The 21406-nt window shown below is 68.3% G+C and carries 16 protein-coding genes and 1 pseudogene; 10 read left to right on the top strand and 7 right to left on the bottom strand.

Annotated features, from left to right (window positions below; translation table 11 throughout):
* The first annotated feature begins 87 nt into the window (after positions 1–87).
* On the top strand, positions 88–1689 hold the full coding sequence (gene purN, locus B4V04_RS05695) for a phosphoribosylglycinamide formyltransferase (RefSeq protein WP_498229911.1): 1602 nt from the start codon (positions 88–90) through the stop codon (positions 1687–1689).
* A gap of 126 nt (positions 1690–1815) precedes the next feature.
* Here the strand turns inward: purN and B4V04_RS05690 are convergent.
* The 5 genes and pseudogenes from B4V04_RS05690 to B4V04_RS05670 form a co-directional block, all read right to left on the bottom strand.
* A pseudogene (locus B4V04_RS05690) lies at positions 1816–1899 on the bottom strand (sensor histidine kinase); the annotation flags it as partial.
* Positions 1900–2476: 577 nt separating this feature from the next.
* A complete protein-coding gene (gene gltB / locus B4V04_RS05685) occupies positions 2477–7147 on the bottom strand; it encodes a glutamate synthase large subunit (RefSeq protein WP_498229909.1) in 4671 nt (1556 codons plus the stop codon).
* Between the two features lie 312 nt (positions 7148–7459).
* A complete protein-coding gene (locus B4V04_RS05680; RefSeq protein WP_498229907.1) occupies positions 7460–7627 on the bottom strand; it encodes an HEWD family protein in 168 nt (55 codons plus the stop codon).
* Positions 7628–7688: 61 nt separating this feature from the next.
* The gene (locus B4V04_RS05675) at positions 7689–9011 is read right to left on the bottom strand and encodes a PGF-CTERM sorting domain-containing protein (RefSeq protein WP_498229906.1); all 1323 of its coding nucleotides are present in this window, start codon (positions 9009–9011) and stop codon (positions 7689–7691) included.
* A gap of 1736 nt (positions 9012–10747) precedes the next feature.
* The gene (locus B4V04_RS05670; protein WP_498229905.1) at positions 10748–11416 is read right to left on the bottom strand and encodes a DUF6517 family protein; all 669 of its coding nucleotides are present in this window, start codon (positions 11414–11416) and stop codon (positions 10748–10750) included.
* 180 nt (positions 11417–11596) lie between these two features.
* Here B4V04_RS05670 and B4V04_RS05665 point away from each other — a divergent pair, with 180 nt between their 5' ends.
* A complete protein-coding gene (locus B4V04_RS05665; RefSeq protein WP_498229956.1) occupies positions 11597–12337 on the top strand; it encodes a hypothetical protein in 741 nt (246 codons plus the stop codon).
* Positions 12338–12379: 42 nt separating this feature from the next.
* Here the strand turns inward: B4V04_RS05665 and B4V04_RS05660 are convergent, their stop codons facing one another.
* On the bottom strand, positions 12380–12958 hold the full coding sequence (locus B4V04_RS05660; protein ID WP_498229903.1) for a DUF7097 family protein: 579 nt from the start codon (positions 12956–12958) through the stop codon (positions 12380–12382).
* Position 12959: 1 nt separating this feature from the next.
* Positions 12960–14309, bottom strand: coding sequence for an alkaline phosphatase family protein (locus tag B4V04_RS05655; protein ID WP_498229901.1), 1350 nt, complete (start codon positions 14307–14309; stop codon positions 12960–12962).
* Between the two features lie 89 nt (positions 14310–14398).
* Here B4V04_RS05655 and B4V04_RS05650 point away from each other — a divergent pair, with 89 nt between their 5' ends.
* From B4V04_RS05650 to artA, 8 genes are all read left to right on the top strand, one after another.
* Complete coding sequence (locus tag B4V04_RS05650) at positions 14399–15316, top strand: PhzF family phenazine biosynthesis protein (protein WP_498229900.1); 918 nt, start codon at positions 14399–14401, stop codon at positions 15314–15316.
* Positions 15317–15383: 67 nt separating this feature from the next.
* The gene (locus B4V04_RS05645; protein WP_498229898.1) at positions 15384–15578 is read left to right on the top strand and encodes a DUF7333 family protein; all 195 of its coding nucleotides are present in this window, start codon (positions 15384–15386) and stop codon (positions 15576–15578) included.
* 163 nt (positions 15579–15741) lie between these two features.
* A complete protein-coding gene (locus B4V04_RS05640) occupies positions 15742–16692 on the top strand; it encodes a calcium/sodium antiporter (protein ID WP_498229896.1) in 951 nt (316 codons plus the stop codon).
* A 73-nt stretch (positions 16693–16765) separates the two neighbouring features.
* A complete protein-coding gene (locus B4V04_RS05635; protein ID WP_498229894.1) occupies positions 16766–18205 on the top strand; it encodes a D-aminoacyl-tRNA deacylase in 1440 nt (479 codons plus the stop codon).
* Between the two features lie 100 nt (positions 18206–18305).
* Entirely contained in the window at positions 18306–19460 is a 1155-nt protein-coding gene (ftsZ, locus tag B4V04_RS05630) for a cell division protein FtsZ (RefSeq protein WP_498229892.1), read from the top strand.
* Between the two features lie 116 nt (positions 19461–19576).
* On the top strand, positions 19577–19753 hold the full coding sequence (locus B4V04_RS05625) for a protein translocase SEC61 complex subunit gamma (protein WP_123114379.1): 177 nt from the start codon (positions 19577–19579) through the stop codon (positions 19751–19753).
* Positions 19753–20205 (top strand): transcription elongation factor Spt5, encoded by a 453-nt coding sequence (locus B4V04_RS05620; protein WP_008004357.1) that lies wholly within the window; start codon positions 19753–19755, stop codon positions 20203–20205. Before B4V04_RS05625 ends, B4V04_RS05620 begins: the two co-directional genes overlap by 1 nt.
* 145 nt (positions 20206–20350) lie before the next feature.
* Positions 20351–21313, top strand: coding sequence for an archaeosortase A (artA, locus tag B4V04_RS05615; RefSeq protein WP_498229890.1), 963 nt, complete (start codon positions 20351–20353; stop codon positions 21311–21313).
* The last annotated feature ends 93 nt before the right edge of the window (positions 21314–21406 follow it).

Below are 21406 nucleotides of genomic sequence, written 5' to 3'. Positions count from 1 at the left end.
CCCGGATCGCCCATTGTATCCGCGAACGTGGATATTCTGGCGCCCCGGACCGCAATCGATATACGCGATCGGTCGGTCCACTCGCGTATGAAGATCGCCGGACTCGCGAGCAACCGGGGGCGGAACCTCAGACACATCGCCGACGTCGCGCCGGGCGGCGCGGAGCTGTCGGTCGTCCTGACGAACCGGGAGCAGGCGCCCGTGCTGGAGGCCGGAACCGAGCGCCGGATCCCGACCGAAGTCGTCGAGCGCGAGGAGGGGGAGTCGCGGGCGTCCCACGAGCGACGGATCTTAGACCGGCTCGCCGACTACGACTTCGACCTGGTCTGTCTCGACGGGTACATGCGCGTGCTCACCGACGAGTTCCTCGACGCGGCGCCGACGACGCTGAACGTTCACCCCTCGCTGCTCCCCGCGTTCCCCGGCGTGGACGCCCACGAGCAGGTGCTCGACGCCGGCGTCCGGACGACGGGCTGTACCGTCCACGTCGTCACCGAGGAGATCGACGGCGGCCCGATCGTCACCCAGGAGCCGGTCCCCGTCTACGGCGACGACGACGCCGACGCGCTGAAAGAGCGAGTGCTCCACGACGCGGAGTTCACGGCGTACCCGCGGGCGGTCCGGTGGTTCGCCGAGGGCCGCGTGACGGTCGAGCGCGAGGGAGGAGAGGCCGTCGACGTGACCGTCGAGGGCGACGCGGGCGGGGACTTCCCCGAGCGACGGTTCGTCTCCGAGGAGCGCGCCGAGACGCTCCGCTACGGCGAGAACCCGCATCAGGACGCCGCGCTCTACGCGGACGACGGCTGCGAGGAGGCGAGCGTCGTCGGCGCCGACCGGCTGAACCCCGGCGCGAAGGGGATGGGGTACAACAACTACAACGACGCCGACGCCGCGTTGAACCTCGTGAAGGAGTTCGACGACCCCGCGGCCGCCGTGATCAAGCACACGAACCCCGCCGGCTGCGCGACGAGCGACGCGCTCGCGGACGCGTACGACCGCGCGCTCAGCACCGACGCGAAGTCGGCGTTCGGCGGCATCGTCGCCCTGAACCGCGAGTGCGACGCCGACACCGCGACCGCGATCGTCGACTCGTTCAAGGAGGTCGTCGTCGCGCCCGGCTACACCGACAGCGCGCTCGACGTGCTCCGCGAGAAGGGGAACCTCCGCGTGCTCGACGTCGGCCCGCTCGGCGAGGGCGACGACCGCTTTGCGGAGCGGTTCACGGAGAAGCCGATCGTCGGCGGCCGCCTCGTGCAGGAGCGCGACCTCCAGTCGCCGACCGCCGCGGACCTGGAGGTCGTCACCGAGCGCGAGCCCACCGACGAGCAGCTGGAGACGATGATCTTCGCGTGGAAGACGCTCAAACACGTCAAGTCGAACGGCATCCTGTTCGCGACCGGCACCGAGACGGTCGGCGTCGGGATGGGGCAGGTGTCGCGCGTCGACGCCGTGACGCTGGCGGCGATGAAGGCCGAGAAGGACGCCGAGGGGAAGTCCGCCGAGGGCGCCGTGATGGCCTCGGACGCCTTCTTCCCGTTCCCGGACGCGATCGAGGAGGCCGCCGAGGCCGGGATCGAGGCCGTGATCCAGCCGGGCGGCTCCGTCAACGACGAGGACGTGATCGCCGCCGCAGACGAGCACGACATGGCCATGGCGTTCACCGGGTCGCGCTGCTTCCGGCACGACTGACGCGGCGCCTTTTCGAGCCGTCTCCCCGCCTACTCGGCGAACTCCATCCCGGTGATCTCGAACCGCGCCCCGCCCGTCGCGCTCGGCCTCCGGGACGCCCTCGCCGTCGTCCTCGACGCAGATCCCCGTCCCGTCCGCGAGGTCGTCGACCCGGATCGCCACGTCGTCGCCGCCGTGCTCGACGCTGTTCCGGAACAGGTTCTCGAACACCTGCTGGAGGCGGCTCCGGTCGCCGAGGGCGACGCGGTCGGTGTCGACCGCCAGCGTCGCCGACGCTCACGAACGACCACGACTCGCGAATCACCCTCCGAAGACGCTGATGATAGATCAATATAATCTACTTTCAGCGAGTATACGTTGACAATTCGAGTATTTTATTGCCGTACGGCCACAAATGATTGTTGTTATGGCAGCTCGTAAGTCGAATTCCGAACGCGGCACCGTACGACTGAAAGACACCCCGCGACCCGAGGACCTCGAGTCGACGCCCAGCCCCGCCGCCCGCCTCCTGGCGTGGCTGCGCTCCTGAGCGTTCGGTCCTCTCTTTTAATGGCGGACGCGAATGGCCGGTGAATCGAGGCGCCTCGGCGCGACGCGGACGCGCTGTCGCTTGACCGAACCCGCGGCGTTTTCCGACGCTCTCGACGGATAGCGAGCGGCTCCGGCGATCGGTCGGAACGCGAGCCGCCGCAGCGATCGATCGGACCCCGAAAGCGTCGCGGTAACCGATCCGAGTCGTCCGAACTGCAAAAAATATCAGCGAACCACCGAGGCAGGCGCGCCCGCGTCAGTCGTCGCTCGACGCCTGTCCGGTCGGCTCGCTCGCGGCGCCCGGGACGGCCTCGGCCGCGGCCGGCGGCTCGTCGCGCACGTCGGCGCCCTTGCCCTCGGCGATGACGTCGGCGTACGCGTCGGGGAAGACCCGGACGAAGTCGTCCAGCGTCGCCGCCCAGTCGTCGAGCAGCTCGGCCGCGCGGTCGCTGCCGGTGTACGCGCGGTGGTTCTCCACGAGCCGGCGGAGCATGCGCTCGTCCGACTCGTCGAGCGTCTTCGAGACCGACACCATTCCGGGGTTGACGCGGTCGCCGAGCCGGTCGTCCGGGTCGTACACGTAGGCGACGCCGCCGGACATCCCGGCCGCGAAGTTCCGACCCGCGTCGCCGAGCACGGCGACGACGCCGCCGGTCATGTACTCGCAGCCGTGGTCGCCGACGCCCTCGACGACCGCCCGCACGCCGGAGTTGCGGACGCCGAACCGCTCGCCGACGACGCCGTTGACGTACACCTCGCCGGCGGTGGCGCCGTACAGCCCGACGTTGCCGGCGACGACGTTCTCCGCGGGGTCGTAGCCGGCCTCCTCCGGCGTGTTGACCACGATCCGACCGCCGGAGAGCCCCTTCCCGAGGTAGTCGTTGGCGGCGCCGGTCAGCTCGAGGGTGACGCCGGGCGCGAGGAACGCGCCGAAGCTCTGGCCGGCGTAGCCGTCGAACCGGCAGGTGACCGTGTCGTCCGGGAGGCCCTCGCCGCCGTGCTCGGAGACGACGCGGTTCGAGAGCGTCGCGCCGACCGCGCGGTCGACGTTCTCCACGTCCCGGGTGAGCGCGACGGGCGCGCCGTCCTCGATGGCCGGAGCCGCCTCGTCGATGAGGTCCCAGTCGAGCAGTTCCCGGATGTCGGCGTCGTCCTGCTCGCGGGTCTTGGTCCGGGCGTCGCCCGCGGGCTCGGCGATCACCGCCGACAGGTCGAGGTGCTTCGCCTTCTCGTGGTCCGTCTCGCGCTGCGAGAGGAGTTCGGGCCGCCCGATGAACTCCTCGACCTCGCGGAACCCGAGCTCGGCCATGATCTCGCGGAGCTCCTGGGCGATGAACGTCATGTAGTTGATGACGTGGTCCGGCTGGCCGGGGAAGCGCTGTCGGAGGTCCTCCCGCTGGGTCGCGACGCCGACCGGACAGGTGTTCTCGTGGCACTGGCGGGCCATCACGCAGCCGGCGGTGACGAGCGACGCGGTGCCGAACACGTACTCCTCGGCGCCGAGCGCGGCGGCGACCGCGACGTCGCGGCCGGTCTTGAGCCCGCCGTCCGCGGTGACGCGGATGCGGTCGCGCAGGCCGGTCGCGCGGAGCATCTGGTTCGCCTCGGCGAGCCCGAGCTCCCACGGGAGCCCCGCGTTCTTGATCGACGTCTTCGGGGACGCCCCCGTCCCGCCGTCGTGGCCGGAGACGTGGACGACGTCCGCGTTCGCCTTCGCGACGCCGGCCGCGATGGTACCGATGCCGGCCTCCGACACCAGCTTCACGTTGACGTCGGCGTCGGGGTTCGCGGCCTTCAGGTCGAAGATGAGCTGCTTGAGGTCCTCGATCGAGTAGATGTCGTGCTGCGGCGGCGGTGAGATGAGCCCGACGCCCGGCGTGGAACACCGGACGTGCGCGATCATCTCGTTGACCTTCTCGCCGGGGAGGTGACCGCCCTCGCCGGGCTTCGAGCCCTGCGCCATCTTGATCTGCAGCTCGTCAGCGCTCGCGAGGTAGGCGGCGGTGACGCCGAACCGACCGGAGGCGACCTGCTTGACGTTACACTCTTTCTCGGTGCCGAACCGCTCCGGGGGCTCGCCGCCCTCGCCGGTGTTCGACTTCGCGCCGATCCGGTTCATCGCGATCGCGTTGTTCTCGTGGGCCTCCGGCGAGATGCTCCCGAGACTCATCGCCGCCGTCGAGAAGCGCTCCACGATCGACTCGACCGGCTCGACCTCCTCGACCGGCACGGGGTCGCGGTCGGACTCGAACTCTAAGAGTCCGCGGAGCGTCTGGAGCTCCTCGGACTGGTCGTTCACCAGCTCGGCGAACTCCCCGTACTGCTCGTAGTCGCCGCCGCGGACCGCCTGCTGGAGCGTCCCGACCGTCTGCGGGTTCCAGCCGTGTTTGATCCCCGACGAGCGGTGCTCGTACTCGCCGGTCGTCTCCAGCTCGGGATCGGCGCCGAACGCCATCGCGTGGCGCGTCCGGAGGTCGTCTTCGATCTCCTCGGTCCCGATCCCCTCGGTACGGATCTCGGTCCCCTCGAAGTACTCGCCGACGAACTCGGAGCCGAGTCCGACCGCCTCGAAGATCTGGGCGCCCTGGTACGACTCCATCGTCGAGATACCCATCTTCGCCATCGTCTTGAGGAGGCCGTCCTCCAGGGCGCCGCGGTACGCCGCGAGCGCCTCGTCCTCGTCGGCGCCGTCCGGCCCAGCCACGACGTCCGCGATGGACTCGTACGCGAGGTACGGGTCGATCGCGTCCGCGCCGTAGCCGACGAGCGTCGCGATGTGATGCACCTCGTGCGGCTCGCCCGACTCGACGACGATCCCGGCGCGGTTCCGCAGCCCGTTCCGGACGAGGTGGTGGTGGACCGCCCCGGTCGCGAGCAGGCTCGGGACCGCGAGCCGGTCCGGGCCGACCGCGCGGTCCGAGAGGACGACCACGTCGGCGCCGTCTCGGATCGCGGCCGCGGACTCGTTGCGGATCCGGGTGACGGCGTCGACGAGCGACCCCTCGCAGCCGTACGTCACGTCGACCGTCACCGAGGAGAACGCCGGGCCGTCGCCGTCGACCGGCTCGCCGTCGAGCCCCTTCAGCGCGGCCGTCTCGGCGTCGGTGAGGATCGGCGAGTCCGCGACGATCTGCTCGGCGTGTTCGGGGGTCTCGTCGAGCAGGTTCCGCTGGTTCCCCATCCGGGTCTCCAGCGAGGTGACGAGCTCCTCGCGGATGTAGTCGATCGGCGGGTTCGACACCTGCGCGAACAGCTGCTTGAAGTAGGTGAACAGCGGGCGGTCGACGTCGGCGAGCACCGACAGCGGCGTGTCGTCGCCCATCGAGCCCACGGGGTCTTTCCCGTCTTTCGCCATGGGCTCGACGAGGTGGTTCAGCGAGTCCGTCGTGTAGCCGAACGCGGCCTGGTGGATCCGGACGGTCGACTCGTCGCTCTCGGCGTCTTCGCCGCCCTCGTCCACGCCGGGGGCGTCGACCGCCTCCGTCTCGGGGTCGACTTCGCTCGCGACCTCGTCGAGGTCGACCTGGCGCTCGTCGACCCACTCGCCGTACTTCTCGTCGGTGAGCTCGGCGAACACCTCGTCGTCGGGGACGATCCGCCCCTCCTCGGGGTCGGCGACGAAGATCTCGCCCGGCTGGAGTCGCCCGCGGCGCTGCACCTCGGCGGGGTCGGTCGGCAGCGCGCCGACCTCGCTGCCGACGACCAGGCGGTTCTCCTCGGTCACCTCGTACCGGCAGGGGCGGAGCCCGTTGCGGTCGAGGACGCCGGCGACACGGTCGCCGTCGAAGCCGATGACCAGGGCGGGACCGTCCCACGGCTCGACGAGCGAGGCGTGGTAGTCGTAGAAATCGGTGCGCGCTGCGTCCATCAGGTCGTCGTCGCGGAACGCCTCCGGGATCAGCATCCGGAGGGTATGCGGGAGGTCGCGGCCGGCCTGGAGGAGGAGCTCGACCGCGTTGTCGACGCTCGCGGTGTCCGACTGGTTCGGGTCGTCGATCACCGGCTTGATCGTGTCGAGCTCGGCGCCGAACGCGGGGTGTTCGAGGTCGTTCTCGCGGGCGCGCATCCAGTTGACGTTCCCCCGGATCGTGTTGAACTCGCCGTTGTGGACGATGTTGCGGTACGGGTGCGCGAGGTGCCACGCGCCGAGCGTGTTCGTCGAGAACCGCGCGTGGACCAAGGCGACGTGGCTGGCGAAGCGCTCGTCGGTCAGGTCGGGGTAGTAGTCGGCGAGCTGAGAGCCCTTCAGCAGGCCCTTGTACACGACGCGCTGGCGGTCGAGCGAGCAGACGTAGAACCGGCCGGCGCCGTCGACGTCGGCGACCGCGTTCTCGATCTCGCGGCGGGCGGCGTACAGCGCGCGGTCGAAGCCGAGGAGCTCCGGGTCGACGTCGTCCGGGCGGGCCTCCTCGCTGGTGAACCGCTCGGCGAGGCCGGCGCCCTCGACGGGCGCGGCGAACAGTTGGGCGATCTCCGGCTCGGAGTCGAGCGCGGTCTCGCCGAGATCGGCGTTGTCCGTCGGGACGGAGCGCCACGCGAGCACCTCCAGCCCGTAGACGGAGAACACCTCGGCGATGACGTCGTGGATCTCCGCCTGGACGCTCCCCTCGGTCGGCATGAAGACGGAGCCGACCGCGTACTCGTCGGGCAGGTCGGCGTCGACGACGTCCCGGAAGAAGTCGTCCGGGCGCGCGACCATGATCCCGGCCCCGTCGCCGGTGTTCTCCTCGGCGCCCGTGGTCCCGCGGTGTTCGAGGTTCTCCAGCAATCGGACCGCGTCGGTCACCGTCTCGTGGCTCGGGTCCCCGTCGAGGTCGACGATCCCGCCGATCCCGCAGTTCGACCGCTCGTCTGATACGTCCGCAAGCCCCCCACCGTGGCCCGAGGATTCCGAACCCCCCCGGGTGTCACTACGTGGCTCGGTCATGCTCCCCACTCACAGATGATCACTTAAAGGTATAACCCTGATACGGGTAGGATCCCTCGTACACACATTAGGGAATATAAGGTAATTATTCATCAGGGGTGAATAACACACAATGGGTTTCCTGTTCGATCAGCTATAGCCCGAAGATAGTCTAGTTATCATTTGTAATTGGCAATAAGACCACCGAGACAGGGTACGATATGGAAAATAGGTGCGTTATCGTCAACAGAAGAAAAACGCACACGATAGTCGGCCAAAATCGAATTCACCGTTGAGCGAAACCGAACTCGTCGTCGATCGGTATCCGCCCGGTCACTCGCGAAGCGGGGTGAACGTTCCGTTGATGTCCCACTCGTGGATGCAGTAGACCTCGCCCGGTTCGTCGGCGATCTGCCAGCCGGTGTTCTCCTCGTCCCACCGCTCGCGGCGACCGCACAGCTCGCACTCTCGCTTCTGCGGCGGGGTGATGGTCACGCTCATACCCGACGGAACGGAGCGGTCCAGCAAAAGGATACCGCCACCGGGGCGTCGGAGCGTCGCCTCACGCCTCCCGACCCCGCCGGCGCGCGGCGAGCTTCCCGGCGAGCAGGAGCGCGACCAGGGTGCCGAGCGGACCGAACCCGGGCACGTCCTCGGCGGTCGTCCGGATCGGCGCGTCGTCGTAGCTCGGCGTCGCCGGCTCCGCGTCGGTCGTGTCGGGGTTCGGTCCCGCCTTATCCGATTTCGATCCCGGACCGTCGCTCACGGGCGACCCGGCGTCCGCTCCGTTCGCTCTCGCCGCCTCGTCGCTCCCGGCACCCGTGTCGGCCGACCCGGCGTCGCCGCGGCCCGCACCCGCCTCGGACCGGACGCCGCCGTCTCCCGGCGAGGCGATGCCTACCCCGGAGGACGCCGCCGTCCGAGAGACGGACGCAGGTGATCCGGTGGAATCGTCGCGCGCGACCGTCCGGACGTCGGCGACCGGTCGGATCCCGAAGCGACCCCCGCTCCGCCCGAGACCGGACCGCGGCCCGTCACCGTTCTCGCCTCCCGCTTCTTCCGGCTTCGCTCCGCCCGGCGGAGAGCCCGTCTCCGGTGGGGACCCGGTCGCTCCGCCGGCGGTTCCGCCGCTCCCCGTCGCAGCGCTTCCGCCGGACGTCCCGCCGCCGGTCGCGTCACCTCCCGACGCTCCGCCGTCGGACCCACCCTCGCCTCCACCGCCTTCGAGGCTGCCGTCGCTCTTCGAATCGCCGTCCTCCCCGTCTGGAGGCGGTGCCTCGAAGGTCACCGTCGTCGACGCGGTGTGATCGGCGGTCGGATCCGCCGCCGCCTCGCGGAGCCGTTCGTCCGCCACGCGGAACTCGGCGGTGAACGCCTCCCCGTCGGCGGGCGTCTCGTCGGTCGCGAGGGCGTCGTCGGCATCGGCGACGATGTACAGGCCTCGGTCGTCGACGTGAACGGACGAGTTCCTCGGGACCGACCCGTTCGCGTCGGTTCGGTCGTCCTCCGCCGTCGAAAGCGTCGACGCGTTCGAGCGCACGCCGAAGGCGAGCCCGTCGAGCCGAGCCAGGTCGGCGCCCGTCTCCGGGACCGCGTTCCGCGCGGCCGGCAGCCCGGTCAGTCCCGTGGCGTTCGCGGCGTACACCACGGTTTCGCCGGCGGTGACGGTCGATGTCGGCGAGAGCGTCCCGTTCGCGATCGCCCGCTGTACCGCATCGGCCGTCCCGAGGTCGCTCCGATCGAGGTCGGTCGTCGCGTAGGCGGCCAGCCCGTTCGTCGACCGGTTCGCGACCGTGACAGTCGTCTCGTCCGCCGTCGCGGCGAGTCCCTGCTCGGAGCGGATCGCGATCCGGTACTCTCCCGGCGGTAGCGTCTCGTTCGACATCGACGTGTTGATCGATTCGACGGTCGCGCCCGGCCCCGCGGTGACGAGACCGTCTGTCAGCGATTCGTTACCGAGTGCGTAGGTGTTGAGCCCAACCGAGGTGCGACCGGAAGATGGTGTAGAGAGGTTGGCAGTTGCGAGTGTGCTGTTTGTATTTAAGTTAAAAATTCTCACACTAACTTCCGGGGTGTGATGATATATCTCATAGTCAGTCTGGACTCCGATTTCCATTTCTTCCCTGATGTCGTCGATTTCTACTTCTTGGGTATCCCTCCCGATTAATTTGAATCGATTTCCCTTCTCAAATCCACCACCAGTGAGTGAATAAGACCCTGTGGGTAAGCCAGTCGTATTAAAAACCACTCCCTCTGTGCCATTCAGATGAGTTCCTAATCCGGCTATTATTGAACGATTATCTGATATTCTTCTATGCAATTTAATAGAGTTTGTTGTGGATGTGTTATTTTCGAACAAGACTACTTCTCCAGAATATATCTGTCTACCAGTGTAGTTCGTATGATTGAAATTACGATCCAGTCTACTACTGTTGTTTATCTCCAAGGGAACATTGGTAATGCGTATGTCTGCACTATCGGACACATCTCCCTCTACAAATTGATGGTGTATATCTGAATTCGGCAACCGCTTCGTTGATTCCAAATTCACAGGGTCTCCCGGTTTTTGTCCCTGTGCAAGGCGAATAGTTGCCACATATCGGTTACTGTGCCAAATTCTGCTTTTGCTTCCGTTAGCATCTCTAACAGGTATTTTTATCTCATCATTCACGCCAACAAGAACATCTGAATATCCAATATACTCATCATACACAACCTTATTGTTGGTGGTAATTGGATGAATAGAAATAATATATGGCGTGTTCATCCCGATCGTGTCTCGTACTTCAGAAGTTACCACAGAGATGTTGGCTGCTCCTGCTTTTTTGAATTCTTGATTTTCAAACTCTACAGTACCCAGGTACACGTGCGCTGTGTCTTTATCAATTGCTGAACTTTTCTCTTGATCAGATAGTTTTGTATCGATACGATCTTGATTTATACTAATGTTCTCACTCGGTATGAGATATGCCCCAACTTTTCCACCCAAATTTGATGTATTGAGCGAAGTATTGTCTTTGTTATTCGTCTGTTCTACTGAAAGCGATTTATAGCCAACTATGTCGCTAGTATCCTTGTCAGTAAGGACGATCGTCGAATTTACATTTGATTCAATTTCACTAATAGTCACTCCCGATGTAGTCCTGCTGTTTCTGACAAAATTCGTAGAAACTGTTGCCTGATCTTGAACTGTAATAGAACCGTTTACAGAATTAAATTCTCCTGAAGTTGTTATATTGTGAGATCGGCTCCCATCCGCTTCCCCAGAAGCCAGAGTTACACCTACTGCGACAACTGAAATCACAACAACACAGATAACGAGAATAACCACCGGCCCACGCTGAGTTGAGTTTCTTCGATCCATCGTGACGAACCACAATCGACAGAGCCGGGGCTAGGCAGCGCCCGCGCCGCGGGAGTCGACGAGCTCGCTACGCTGCCGCCGTCTGGCGTTCGTGGAACACGCTCATTCGGTTGATTGTTTATTATAGGATTTACGGAGACAGAAGCTTCCTTTCGCGGAAACGTCGCTGGCGGATCGATTCACGTCCGGCGATCTGAGCCGTCGCTCTCTGGCCGTTGGCGACGTCGGAAGGAGTGGACTGCCGGGTCCGCCGACGATTAGTGTTCGACCTGCTCCATCAGCGAGAGGACGGAGTCGCCGGCGTCGATAGCGGTGGGATGGACGCCGACGAGAGCGATCACGTCCTCGTCGTGCCGGACGGTCGCGACGTAGAGGAACACCGGAACGTCTTCGACGCTACCGCTCTGGTTGTTTCCGGCGTCGACCTGCGCGTCGATCCTCGTCTCGAGGATCGAGACCTCGACCTCCTGCCCGAGGATAGTTCGCGTCTCCGACCCGCGGTTCTCGATGTCCTCGGCCTCCACGTCGGTGCCTTCGCCGCCGATCCCGCGCTGGTCGGTCTGTTCCAACAGCCGGCGGATCAGCTCCGCGTCGTCCGCGCGGACGAGGGGATTGACCGACTGGCCGCCGACCGACGCGTCCGGGGTGCTCGCCACGAACAGCGCCGACCCGTTGTCCGGGTTCTCGTACCCGGCGACCCAGGTCGTCGCCGACACCTGGGCGTTCACGCCCGCCACGTCGAACTCCTGCTCGATGGTGAACGACTCCGGCTCCTCGCCCTCGTACCCGGCGTCCGAGGCCGCTTCCGACGGGATCCGGGCGGGATCCGCGTCGTACTCGTAGCTCCCGTCCCCGCCGCCGGCGCACCCGGCGACGGCGACGGACGTCGATGCGGCGATCGCCGCGAGCAGTCCACGTCTGTGCATGAGCACTGTTAGGCCCGTTGTAACGGTTAAGCGTATCGACGCGGGGATCCCGGTCTGATAATCGGCGGCGCGCGCTCGGTCGGCGTGGGATCGGTGTCAGCCGCGCGAACGAAGGCACAAAGTTCACGGTGTGGCGCGCGCGAGGTGAGCCAAATGGAACGCCGAGGACAGACGGGACTGGTGGAAGCGCTCCTCCTTGACGTGGTCCGTCTCCACGAGACGTGGATGGAAGTCGTCTTCCCGAGACAGCTCGATCCGAGCGCGGTGCTGGGGAAGTGGAAACCGGAGACCGCCGTCCAGACGGTCGGGTACTACCTCTGGGCGATCCTCGGCGGCCCGCTCGTCGCGGTCGCGTACCCGCTCCTGCTCGTCGGGTTCGCCACGCGGTACTACGCCGCGAAGCTCGACTCGGCGGTGGCCCGCTTCGGCGTGCTCGGCGCGGTCCTCGTCGCGACGCTCGTCTGGGGGTCGCTCACCTTGCTCGCGCACTTCCAGCTCCCGACCGAGGTGATGCTCGGAATCGGCGGCGCCAGCGTCGTGGCGGTCGTCTCCGCGGGCGCGGCCGCCGGGTTCTCGAAGACCGGCGGGCGGTTCGTCAGCGTCCTCCTCGCGTACCCGTTCGCGATGACGGCCATCTTCCTCCCGCCGGTGGTCGCCGCGCTGCTCACGCCCTCCATCTCGAATCTGGTGCTCGACCCGAGCTACGATCTCGCGGTTTGGATCCTCGACACGTTCCTCTCCGTCGGCGGGATCAACGAGACGCTCCGCGGGGCCTTCGACCTGGAGACGTTCGGCGAGCAGTGGGGCGTCGCCGGTCTCGGCTACGTCCTGATGTGGCTCGGCATCTCCGTCCCGCTCGGCTGGTTCCTCGGCGTCCTCGTCGCGCTCGCGAACCTGATCCGGCCGAAGCCCGACGCCTGAGATCCCGCTCAGGCTTCGGCGCCGAGGGCGCCTCGGACAGGGTTACTCTCCCGCGTCGAACCGCTCGTTCGCCGTCTCGAAGGCGGATTCGGACTGCTCTCTGCTCCGCCGACTCTCGCGTGCCGCGATCGCCTCGGGGTCCGGGCTCGCGTCGTCGTCGATCCGCGCGAACGACTTGTGGACCTTCGTGTGACACCAGCGGCACAGCGCGACCGTGATCTCGTGGGGCCCGGCGTCGTCGCTGCCTTCGGTGGTCCCGTCGGCGTCGCCACCGCCGTGGCCGACGGTCTCCTCGCCGTTCGCGCTCCCGTACGAGAGGTGGTGTTCCTCCACCAGCGGTCGGGCGTCGTCGTGGGCGATCCGGACCTCCTCGAGCCCGCAGCGGTGACACTCGCGGCCGTCGGTCGTCGAGCGGTAGTGGGGACACTTCCGCCACGCGCCGCCGGGACCGACGTGGCAGGCGTAGCCGTCGGCGCGGCGGGCCGCGACGAACCCCGGATCGTCGCCGGCGCGCGTCAGCGCGAACCGACAACGGCCGTCGTCGGTCAGGTGGTCGCAGACGCCGGCGACCGCGTACGGGTCGTCGACACCGACCGGGGTCCCGTCCGGCGTCCGTTCCATCTCAGATCAGGCTCGCGCCGTCGAGGTCGGTCCGCCCGTAGTCGACGTCGAGCAGTCGCAGGAGGGTCGGCGCGACGTCGAGGAGGTCGGCGTCCTCGATGTTCGCGTCCGGGTGGTCGACGAACAGGGCGGCGTCCTCGAAGGTGTGCATCCCCGTCCGCGGGCCGTCCGGGTCGAACACCTCGTCGTGGGAGCGGAAGCCGGACTTGAGGTCGAACCCCTCGTTCGGGATGACGACGAGGTCCGGCGCGATCTCGTCGTGGTCGCCGCGGAAGACGGTCTCGCGCTCGACGACGCGCTTCGCGACCGGCTTCCCGTCGGGGCCCGCCCACGATTCGAGGGCCGACTGCAGCTCGGCGCGCACGGACTCGTACTCCGACTCGGGGACGACCCCGTCGGGTTCGCGGCCCTCCAAGTTGAGGTAGAACCGACCGGGGACGAGCGAGTACGCGCGGGTGTCGCCGTCGATGTCCGTCAGCGCGCCGTGGTCGTCGTCGTCGTCGTACGAGAGCCAGCCCTCGCGCTCCAGCCACTCGTTGCAGTAGACGTCGTAGCGGAGCCGCGCGAACCCGTGGGTCGATCCCACGACGAGGCGGACGTCGTCGGGGAGCGCCTTCCGGACCGCGCCGATGTGCTCGTCGAGCGCGGCGTAGAAGTCGAGGAACGCCTCGCGGTACTCCCCGCTCTCCGCGTAATCGCCCCACAGGAAGTGGTTGATCCGGTCGGGCGCCGTGAACACGCCGACGAACAGGTCCCAGTCGTCGCGCTCGACGTACCGGGAGAACGCGGCGGCGCGGGCGTCGAGCGTCTCCCGGGCGTGATCGATGAACTCCGATTTGTCCGCCTTGTGCCCGAGCTTCGCGTTCACCGACAGCCGATAGTCGCTGCCCGTGAGGTACTCGCGGAGCTCGTCGGGGTGGGCGGCCTTGTCCAAGTCGGGCGAGAGGTACCCCGACACCATCCGCTGGACCGTCCGCTGAGGCGGGAACGTGACCGGGACGTTCATCACCGTCGCGTCGAGCCCGGCGTCGGTGGCGCGGTCCCACACGCGGGTCGTCTGGACGTCTCGCCCCATCGGAACGTAGGTGTCGTAGGATCCGATCTCCCGGTCTTGAAAGCCGTAGACGCCGGTCTCTCCGGGATTCCGGCCGCTGGTGAGGACGGGCCAGCACGCGCTCGACTCCGGCGGCACGGTGCTGTCGATCGGCCCGCCGTCGCCGTCGGCGGCGATCGCCGAGAGCGTCGGGAACGTGTCCGGGTTGTCGGCGACGAGACCGTGCGGGAGACCGTCGATCCCGATGAACGCCACGCGCGGGGTGTCGTTCCCGCGCAACCGGTCGAAGAGGCCCATAGGGGTACATCCGGCGTGGAGGGCAAAAGGGTTGACATCGTCCCGGACCGGCTCGGGACCCTTTTGGGGCCGCCCCACGAGGGTGACGCATGGAGACGCGACGCGCGCTGCTCGTCGACGCGTTCACGGACGAACCGCTGGCCGGGAACGTCGCCGGCGTCGTGCCGGACGCCGCGGGACTGAGCGACGACCGGATGGGGCGGATCGCCGCCGAGCTCGGCGCCTCCGAGACCGCGTTCCTCTTCGACGCGGGCGACGGCGCCGACGAGCGGGTCCGCTACTTCACCCCGTCCACGGAGATCGACCTCTGCGGCCACGCCACGATCGCGAGCTACGCCGCACTGTACGACGCCGGGGAGATCGACGCCGGCGAGCGGACCCTCCGGACGAACGTCGGCGACCTCTCGATCCGGGTCGACGACGACGGCACCGTCTGGATGCGCCAGAACTCTCCGACCGTCGAGCCCGTGGACGAGGCCGAGATCGACGCCGACCGCCTCGGCGACGCGCTCGGGATCGACCCAGCGGCCCTCCGGGACGTGGGCGCCGACCTCCCCGTCGCGGTCGCCTCGACCGGGCTCCCGTGGCTCGTCGTCCCCGTCAACTTCCTGGAGCGCCTCGGCGAGGCGGAGCCCGACGCGGACGCCGTCGAGGCGATCTCGAACGAGCACGACGTCGCCGGGATCTACGCGTACACCTTCGACGCGCTCGACGCGGCGTCGACGCTCCACGGACGGGCGTTCGCGCCCGCGGTCGGCGTCCCCGAGGACCCCGTGACGGGCACGGCGAGCGGCGCGGTCGGGGCGTACCTCCGGGCGGTCGACGCGTTCGACGGCGAACTCCCCGACGAGCTCCGCTTCGAACAGGGCCACTTCGTCGACCGCCCCGGACACGTCAGGGTGCGAGTCGACGGCGACGAGGTCCGGGTCGGCGGCCGCGCGGTCGTCTCGACGGAGGGCGACCTGACGCTGCCGGCGGAGCGGGACGACGACATCATCGAGGCGTGAGCCGGAGGCGTCGACGCGTGCCGGCCGGGAGCCGAACCCTTAGGTTCGCGCGAACCGTATCGCGGACATGCAGTTCGACCTGCCCCGCGCGGCCGGTATCGTCGCGTTGATCGTCGCTCTCGGCACCGCCGGCGTCGCCGTCGGGACGCCGATGGCGCTCCAGACGACGCTGATGATGGTGCTCCCGTCGATGCTCGTCTTCGGCGCCGTCGCGTTCGTCGTCGGAATGAAACACGGGGAGTTCCGCGCGGCGCGGGCCTGATCCGGCGGACTCGATCAATCCGGCGGACTCGATCATCCGGCGGACTCGATCAATCCGGCGGACTCGATCAATCCGGCGGACTCGATCCGGCCGGCCGGAGGCGGCCGCGACCCGACCGCTCTGAACCGCGGCGCTTTTTAAATATGACCGACAACCGGGAGCCGTGTTGCTCGGGTCGCCGCTCACGGAACTCCTGCTCCTCTTCGGGGGCGCCGCCCTCCTGTACGCGGGCGCCGAACTGCTCGTCAAGGGCGCCAGCGACCTGGCGCTCGCGATCGGGCTGAAGGCGTCGACGGTCGGCGTCACCGTCATCGCGTTCGCGACGACGGCCCCCGAGCTGTTCGTCTCCCTGCTCGGCGCCGTGACGGTCTCGACCGACGTGGGGCTCGGGACGATCCTCGGGTCGAACATCGCCAACATCGGGCTCGTGCTGGGCGTCTCCGCGCTGATCCGCCCGCTCAACGTCTCCCAGACGGTGTTCGAGCGCCACGTCCCGTTCATGGTGCTCGCCGCGCTGCTGCTCGTCGGCCTCGGCTGGAACGGTCGGATCGGTCGGCTGGGGGGGCTCCTCATGCTCGGGACGCTCGTCGCGTTCACGGTCGTGGTCATGCGCCGGATCCGGCAGACGCAGTCCGGGATCTCCACCGCGGAGCGCGCGGAGATGCCGAACGCGAGCCTCCGCGACGTCGCCGCCGTGGTCGGCGGCATCGCCGCGCTGGTTCTCGGCTCGCGGTGGCTGATCGACGGCGGGGAGTCGCTGCTCTCGGCGGCCGGCTTCTCCGACATCTTCATCGGACTCACGGTGCTCGCGCTGGGCACCTCGCTCCCCGAGCTGGCGGCGAGCGTCGTCGCCGCCGTGCGCGGCGAGGCGGAGTTCAGCGTCGGCAACATCGTCGGGTCGAACATCTACAACGTCCTCGCGGTGATCGGGATCATCGCGGTCATTCGGCCGATCGGCGTGAGCCCCGCCGTACGCGGCTTCGAGTTCCCGGCGCTGCTCGCGTTCACCGGCGGGCTCGTCGGAATCATGTATCGCGGCGATCGGATCTCCCGGGTCGACGGCGCGGTCCTCGTCGCCGGCTACGTCGCCTTCGCGTACCTGCTGCTCCCGTGAGCGCGCTCCGGGTCCCGCCGGTTCGGCGCCCGGAATCGACGCCTATTCGGCCGCCCGACTTCGACCGTAATCCGTGATAGCGATCGTCGTCAGCCGGGCCGACAGCGCCTCCGAACACATCGGCGAGCGCCTGCTCGCGGTCGGCGACTGGGAAGAGCGCGCGGACGAGACCCGCCCCGACGCCGCGGGCGGCGGGGCCTACTACCGGACCGACGGATTCGAGCTCCGGGAGTTCGACGGCCTCCACATCGAACTGGGCGACCCGGCCGCCGCGTTCGGCGGTGCCGGCGACGCGGGCGACGCAGATCCATCGGGCGACGACGGCCCCGACTTCCTCGTCTTCGTCTCCCGGCACTCCGGGGAGACGGGGGCGCTCCTGACCGCCCACGTCACCGGTAACTTCGGCCCGGCGCCGTACGGCGGCGAGCCGGAGACGCTCGCGGACGCCGCCCCCGGCGCCGAGAAGCGCGTCGTCGAGGCGCTGGCGGCACACGCTCCGGAGGGATACGACGTCGGCATCGAGTGCACTCACCACGGGCCGACGAGCGTCTCCGTCCCCTCGCTGTTCGTCGAGCTCGGGTCCGACGAGCCCCAGTGGGAGGACCCGGAAGCGGCGGAGGCGGTCGCGCGGGCGGTCCTCGACCTGCGTGGGAGCGGCCCGGATCTGATCGGGAACCGAGCCGGGGACGCGACCGACGGGTCCCCCCGCCACGTCGTCGGCTTCGGCGGGGGCCACTACGCGCCGCGGTTCACCCGCATCGTCCGCGAGACGGCGTGGGCCGTGGGGCACGTCGGCGCCGACTGGGCGCTCGGCGAGATGGGCGCGCCCGAGGCGAACCGCGAGACGATCGAGCAGGCGTTCGCGCGCAGCCGCGCCGATCGCGCCGTGATCGAGGGGGACAGGCCCGAGCTCGCGGCCGTCGTCGAGGAGCTCGGGCACCGGGTCGTGAGCGAGACGTGGGTCCGCGAGGTCGGCGACCGGCCGCTCCCGCTCGTCGAGCGGCTGGAGCGCGACCTCGCGACCGTCGACGAGGGGCTCCGGTTCGGCGACGTCGCCCCCGGGGAGTCCCGCCCCGACGCGGTCTCGGTCCGCGGGCTTCCCGGGGAGCTCCTGTCGCGGGCGCAGGGGATCGACCCGGAGGCGACCCGAGAGGCCGTGGCGGCGAACGCCGTCGCCTTCGACACGGAACAGGCCGGCACCCGCGCGGCGGGGGCGGCCGCCTTCGCCGACGACGCCGCGGCCCCAGAGTACGCGGATCTCGTCGCCGACCTCGCGGCGGTGCTCGGAGAGGGGTACGACGCCGTCGAGGTGGCCCGCGACGCCGTCGTCGCCCGCGAGACAGCCTTCGACCCCGAGCTGGCGCGGAACCGCGGCGTTCCCGAGGGGCCGGCGTTCGGTCGGCTCGCCGACGGCGAGTCCGTGCGGGTCGACGGCGAGACGGTGACCCCGGAGGAGGTGTCCCGATCGCGGACGGAGCGGTTCCCGATCGACGTCGCGGGCGCAGCGGAGTGAAGCCGACGGCTCCCGCGCGCTGGCGGCGGTCTCTCGGCGTCTGACTCGCGTCAGACATTGGGCAAAAATAAATACGTCCGGGTCGCAACCACACCACATAATGGATTCTATCGTGGAGGACGCCATCGACGAAGCCGAGGAGCCCCCGGCAGACGACGCCGGGGAGGCCGGCGCCGGTGCGACCGACGCGGCGGCCGGCGCCCCGCCGCAGTCCGGGACGATGACCGACGACGAGCTACAGGACGTCTTACAGGACCTCCAGACGAACATCACGGTCGTCGGCTGCGGCGGCGCCGGCGGCAACACGGTCAACCGGATGACCGAGGAGGGGATCCACGGCGCGAAGCTGGTCGCGGCCAACACCGACGTCCAGCACCTCGTCAACATCGAGGCCGACACGAAGATCCTCATGGGCCAGCAGAAGACCCAGGGGCGCGGCGCCGGCTCCCTCCCGCAGGTCGGCGAGGAGGCCGCCATCGAGTCCCAAGAGGAGATCCAGGACGCCATCGACGGCTCCGACATGGTGTTCGTCACCGCCGGGCTCGGCGGGGGCACCGGCACGGGTTCCGCCCCCGTCGTCGCGAAGGCCGCCCGCGAGTCGGGCGCGCTCACCATCGCCATCGTCACGACGCCGTTCACCGCCGAGGGCGAAGTCCGCCGGACGAACGCCGAGGCCGGCCTCGAACGCCTCCGCGACGTGAGCGACACGGTCATCGTCGTCCCCAACGACCGCCTGCTCGACGCGGTCGGGAAGCTCCCGGTCCGGCAGGCGTTCAAGGTCTCCGACGAGGTGCTGATGCGCTCGGTGAAGGGGATCACGGAGCTCATCACGATGCCCGGGCTGGTCAACCTCGACTTCGCCGACGTCCGGACCGTCATGGAGAAGGGCGGCGTCGCGATGATCGGCCTCGGCGAGTCCGACTCCGACTCGAAGGCGCAGGACTCGGTGAAGTCGGCGCTCCGCTCGCCGCTGCTCGACGTCGACATCTCCGGCGCGAACTCCGCGCTCGTGAACGTCACCGGCGGCACGGACATGTCCATCGAGGAGGCCGAGGGCGTCGTCGAAGAGATCTACGACCGGATCGACCCCGACGCCCGGATCATCTGGGGCACCTCGGTCGACGACGAGCTCGAGGGCGAGATGCGCACCATGATCGTCGTGACCGGCGTCGAGTCGCCGCAGATCTACGGCCGAAACGGCGAGCCCCCGGAGGGGGCGGCGGCGGAGATGGAAGACATCGACTACGTGGAGTGACGCGCCGGCGACGCGGCCAGTCTCATTAGCGTTCCTTCTCGCGGTCCCCGTTCTCGGAGCCGGGATCGCCCCGCATCAAAAGGTAAAAACCGCCTCGCCTCGAAGCGCGTCGTAACATGGACGTTCCGTACGACCTCAACAGCTACGTTCGGGTGCTGAAACTGGCGAGCACGCCGAGCACCGACGAGTTCCTCCAGGTGTCGAAGATCGCCGGCGCCGGCATCCTCCTCGTCGGCTTCATCGGCTTCCTGATGTTCGCGATCATGAGCCTCCTGCCGGGGGTCGGCGCCTGATGCCGATCTTCTCGGTCAAGACCACCGCGAGCCAGGAGCGCACCGTCGCCGACATGCTCGCGGAGAAGGAGATGCCGGAGATCCAGGCGGTCATCGCCCCCGACCAGCTCACGAGCTACGTGATGGTCGAGGCGACGGACGGCAGCGTCTTCGCCCGGATCCTCGACGAGATCCCCCACGCCCGCGGCGTCATCCAGGGCTCCGAGGGACCGGCCGAGAGCCCCTTCTCCGAGGTGGAACACTTCCTCTCGCCGACCCCCGACGTCGAGGGGATCGCCGAGGGCGACATCGTGGAGCTGATCGCCGGGCCGTTCAAGGGCGAGAAGGCCCGCGTCCAGCGCATCGACGAGGGGAAAGACCAGGTGACCGTCGAGCTGTACGAGGCGACCGTCCCCATCCCGGTCACCGTCCGCGGCGACCAGATCCGGGTGCTCGACTCCGACGAGCGCTGACCGCGCCGAACCGCGTTTCCCCTCTTCTCCGTCTCTCTCCGGCGCCCCGTACCGCCGTCTGTCTCCGTTCGCCGCGCTCCGGAACTACCCCACGGATCGTCGGCAACGACAAGGGCTTTATCCGACGACGACCGACGGTTCGGACATGTTCGGTCCCGGCGTGTCGGCGATCCTGAGCCTGGTCCCCGACACGTTCACCTTCGCCTGGCTCGTCGCGATCCTCTTCGCCGTCTCGTGGCTGCTCGACAGCCGCGGACTGGCCGCTGGCCGGTCGCTCGCGGCGGGGACGTGGGCGCTGTTCGGACTGTTCTGGCTGACGACGGTCCCGTACTTCGCGTTCGAACACCAGAGCTACGTCGAGTCGATCCTGGCGCTCGTCGGCGTCCCGGCCTGTATCTACGCCGGCTACCTGCTGTACAACGGCCGCGCCTCGCTGTTCACGCTCACGCGGGCCATCTCGCTCATGCTGTTCATCTACCTCCCGTTCGAGACGATCCCGGCGTTCACGCTCGCGGGCGTCGCGTTCCCCGAGCCCCGCCGGATCCTCATCGAGGCGGTCGCCACCCAGACCGGGTTCCTCATCGATCTCCTCGGCTACGCGCCGGAGCGCGTGAGGAGCTACGAGGGGTACGACGCGGCGTACGCGTGGACGCTCCCCGACGGCCACACGGTCACGATCCACGTCGTGTTGGCGTGTACGGGGCTCGGCAGCATGGCGATCTTCGGCGGGCTCGTCGCCGCCGTGCGGGCGCCGCTCTCGCGCAAGCTCCGCGCGCTCGCGGTGTCGATCCCGCTCATCTACGTGCTCAACATCCTCCGGACGACGTTCATCTCCGTCGTGGCGGGCAACCAGTACATGCAGTGGCACACGGACCTCGTGCTCGCGATGTTCGGCGCGAGCGACCCGTATCGGGTCTCGTTCCTCATCTCCGACCGGATCATGAGCCAGCTGCTCGCGGTCGTCGCGCTGATCGGGATCACGTTCCTCGCGGTGCGGGAGCTCCCGGAGCTCGCCGTCATCCTCGAGGACGTCCTCTACTTACTCACGGGCGAGGAACACGACCTGACGGAGTCGCTGGACCTCCCGCGGGAGCCGACGAACCGCTGAGGGGCGGACGGCGCGACGGCATGCCAAACTTAAGGGGCGGTTGCGAGAGACACCGGACTATGCGCGAGACGACTCGGTCGACGCGGCGGTGCT

It is taken from the genome of Halorubrum sp. B52 (assembly GCF_059752555.1).
The sequence above is the reverse complement of the archived record's forward strand: the minus strand, read 5'-3'. Positions and strand labels throughout refer to the sequence as shown.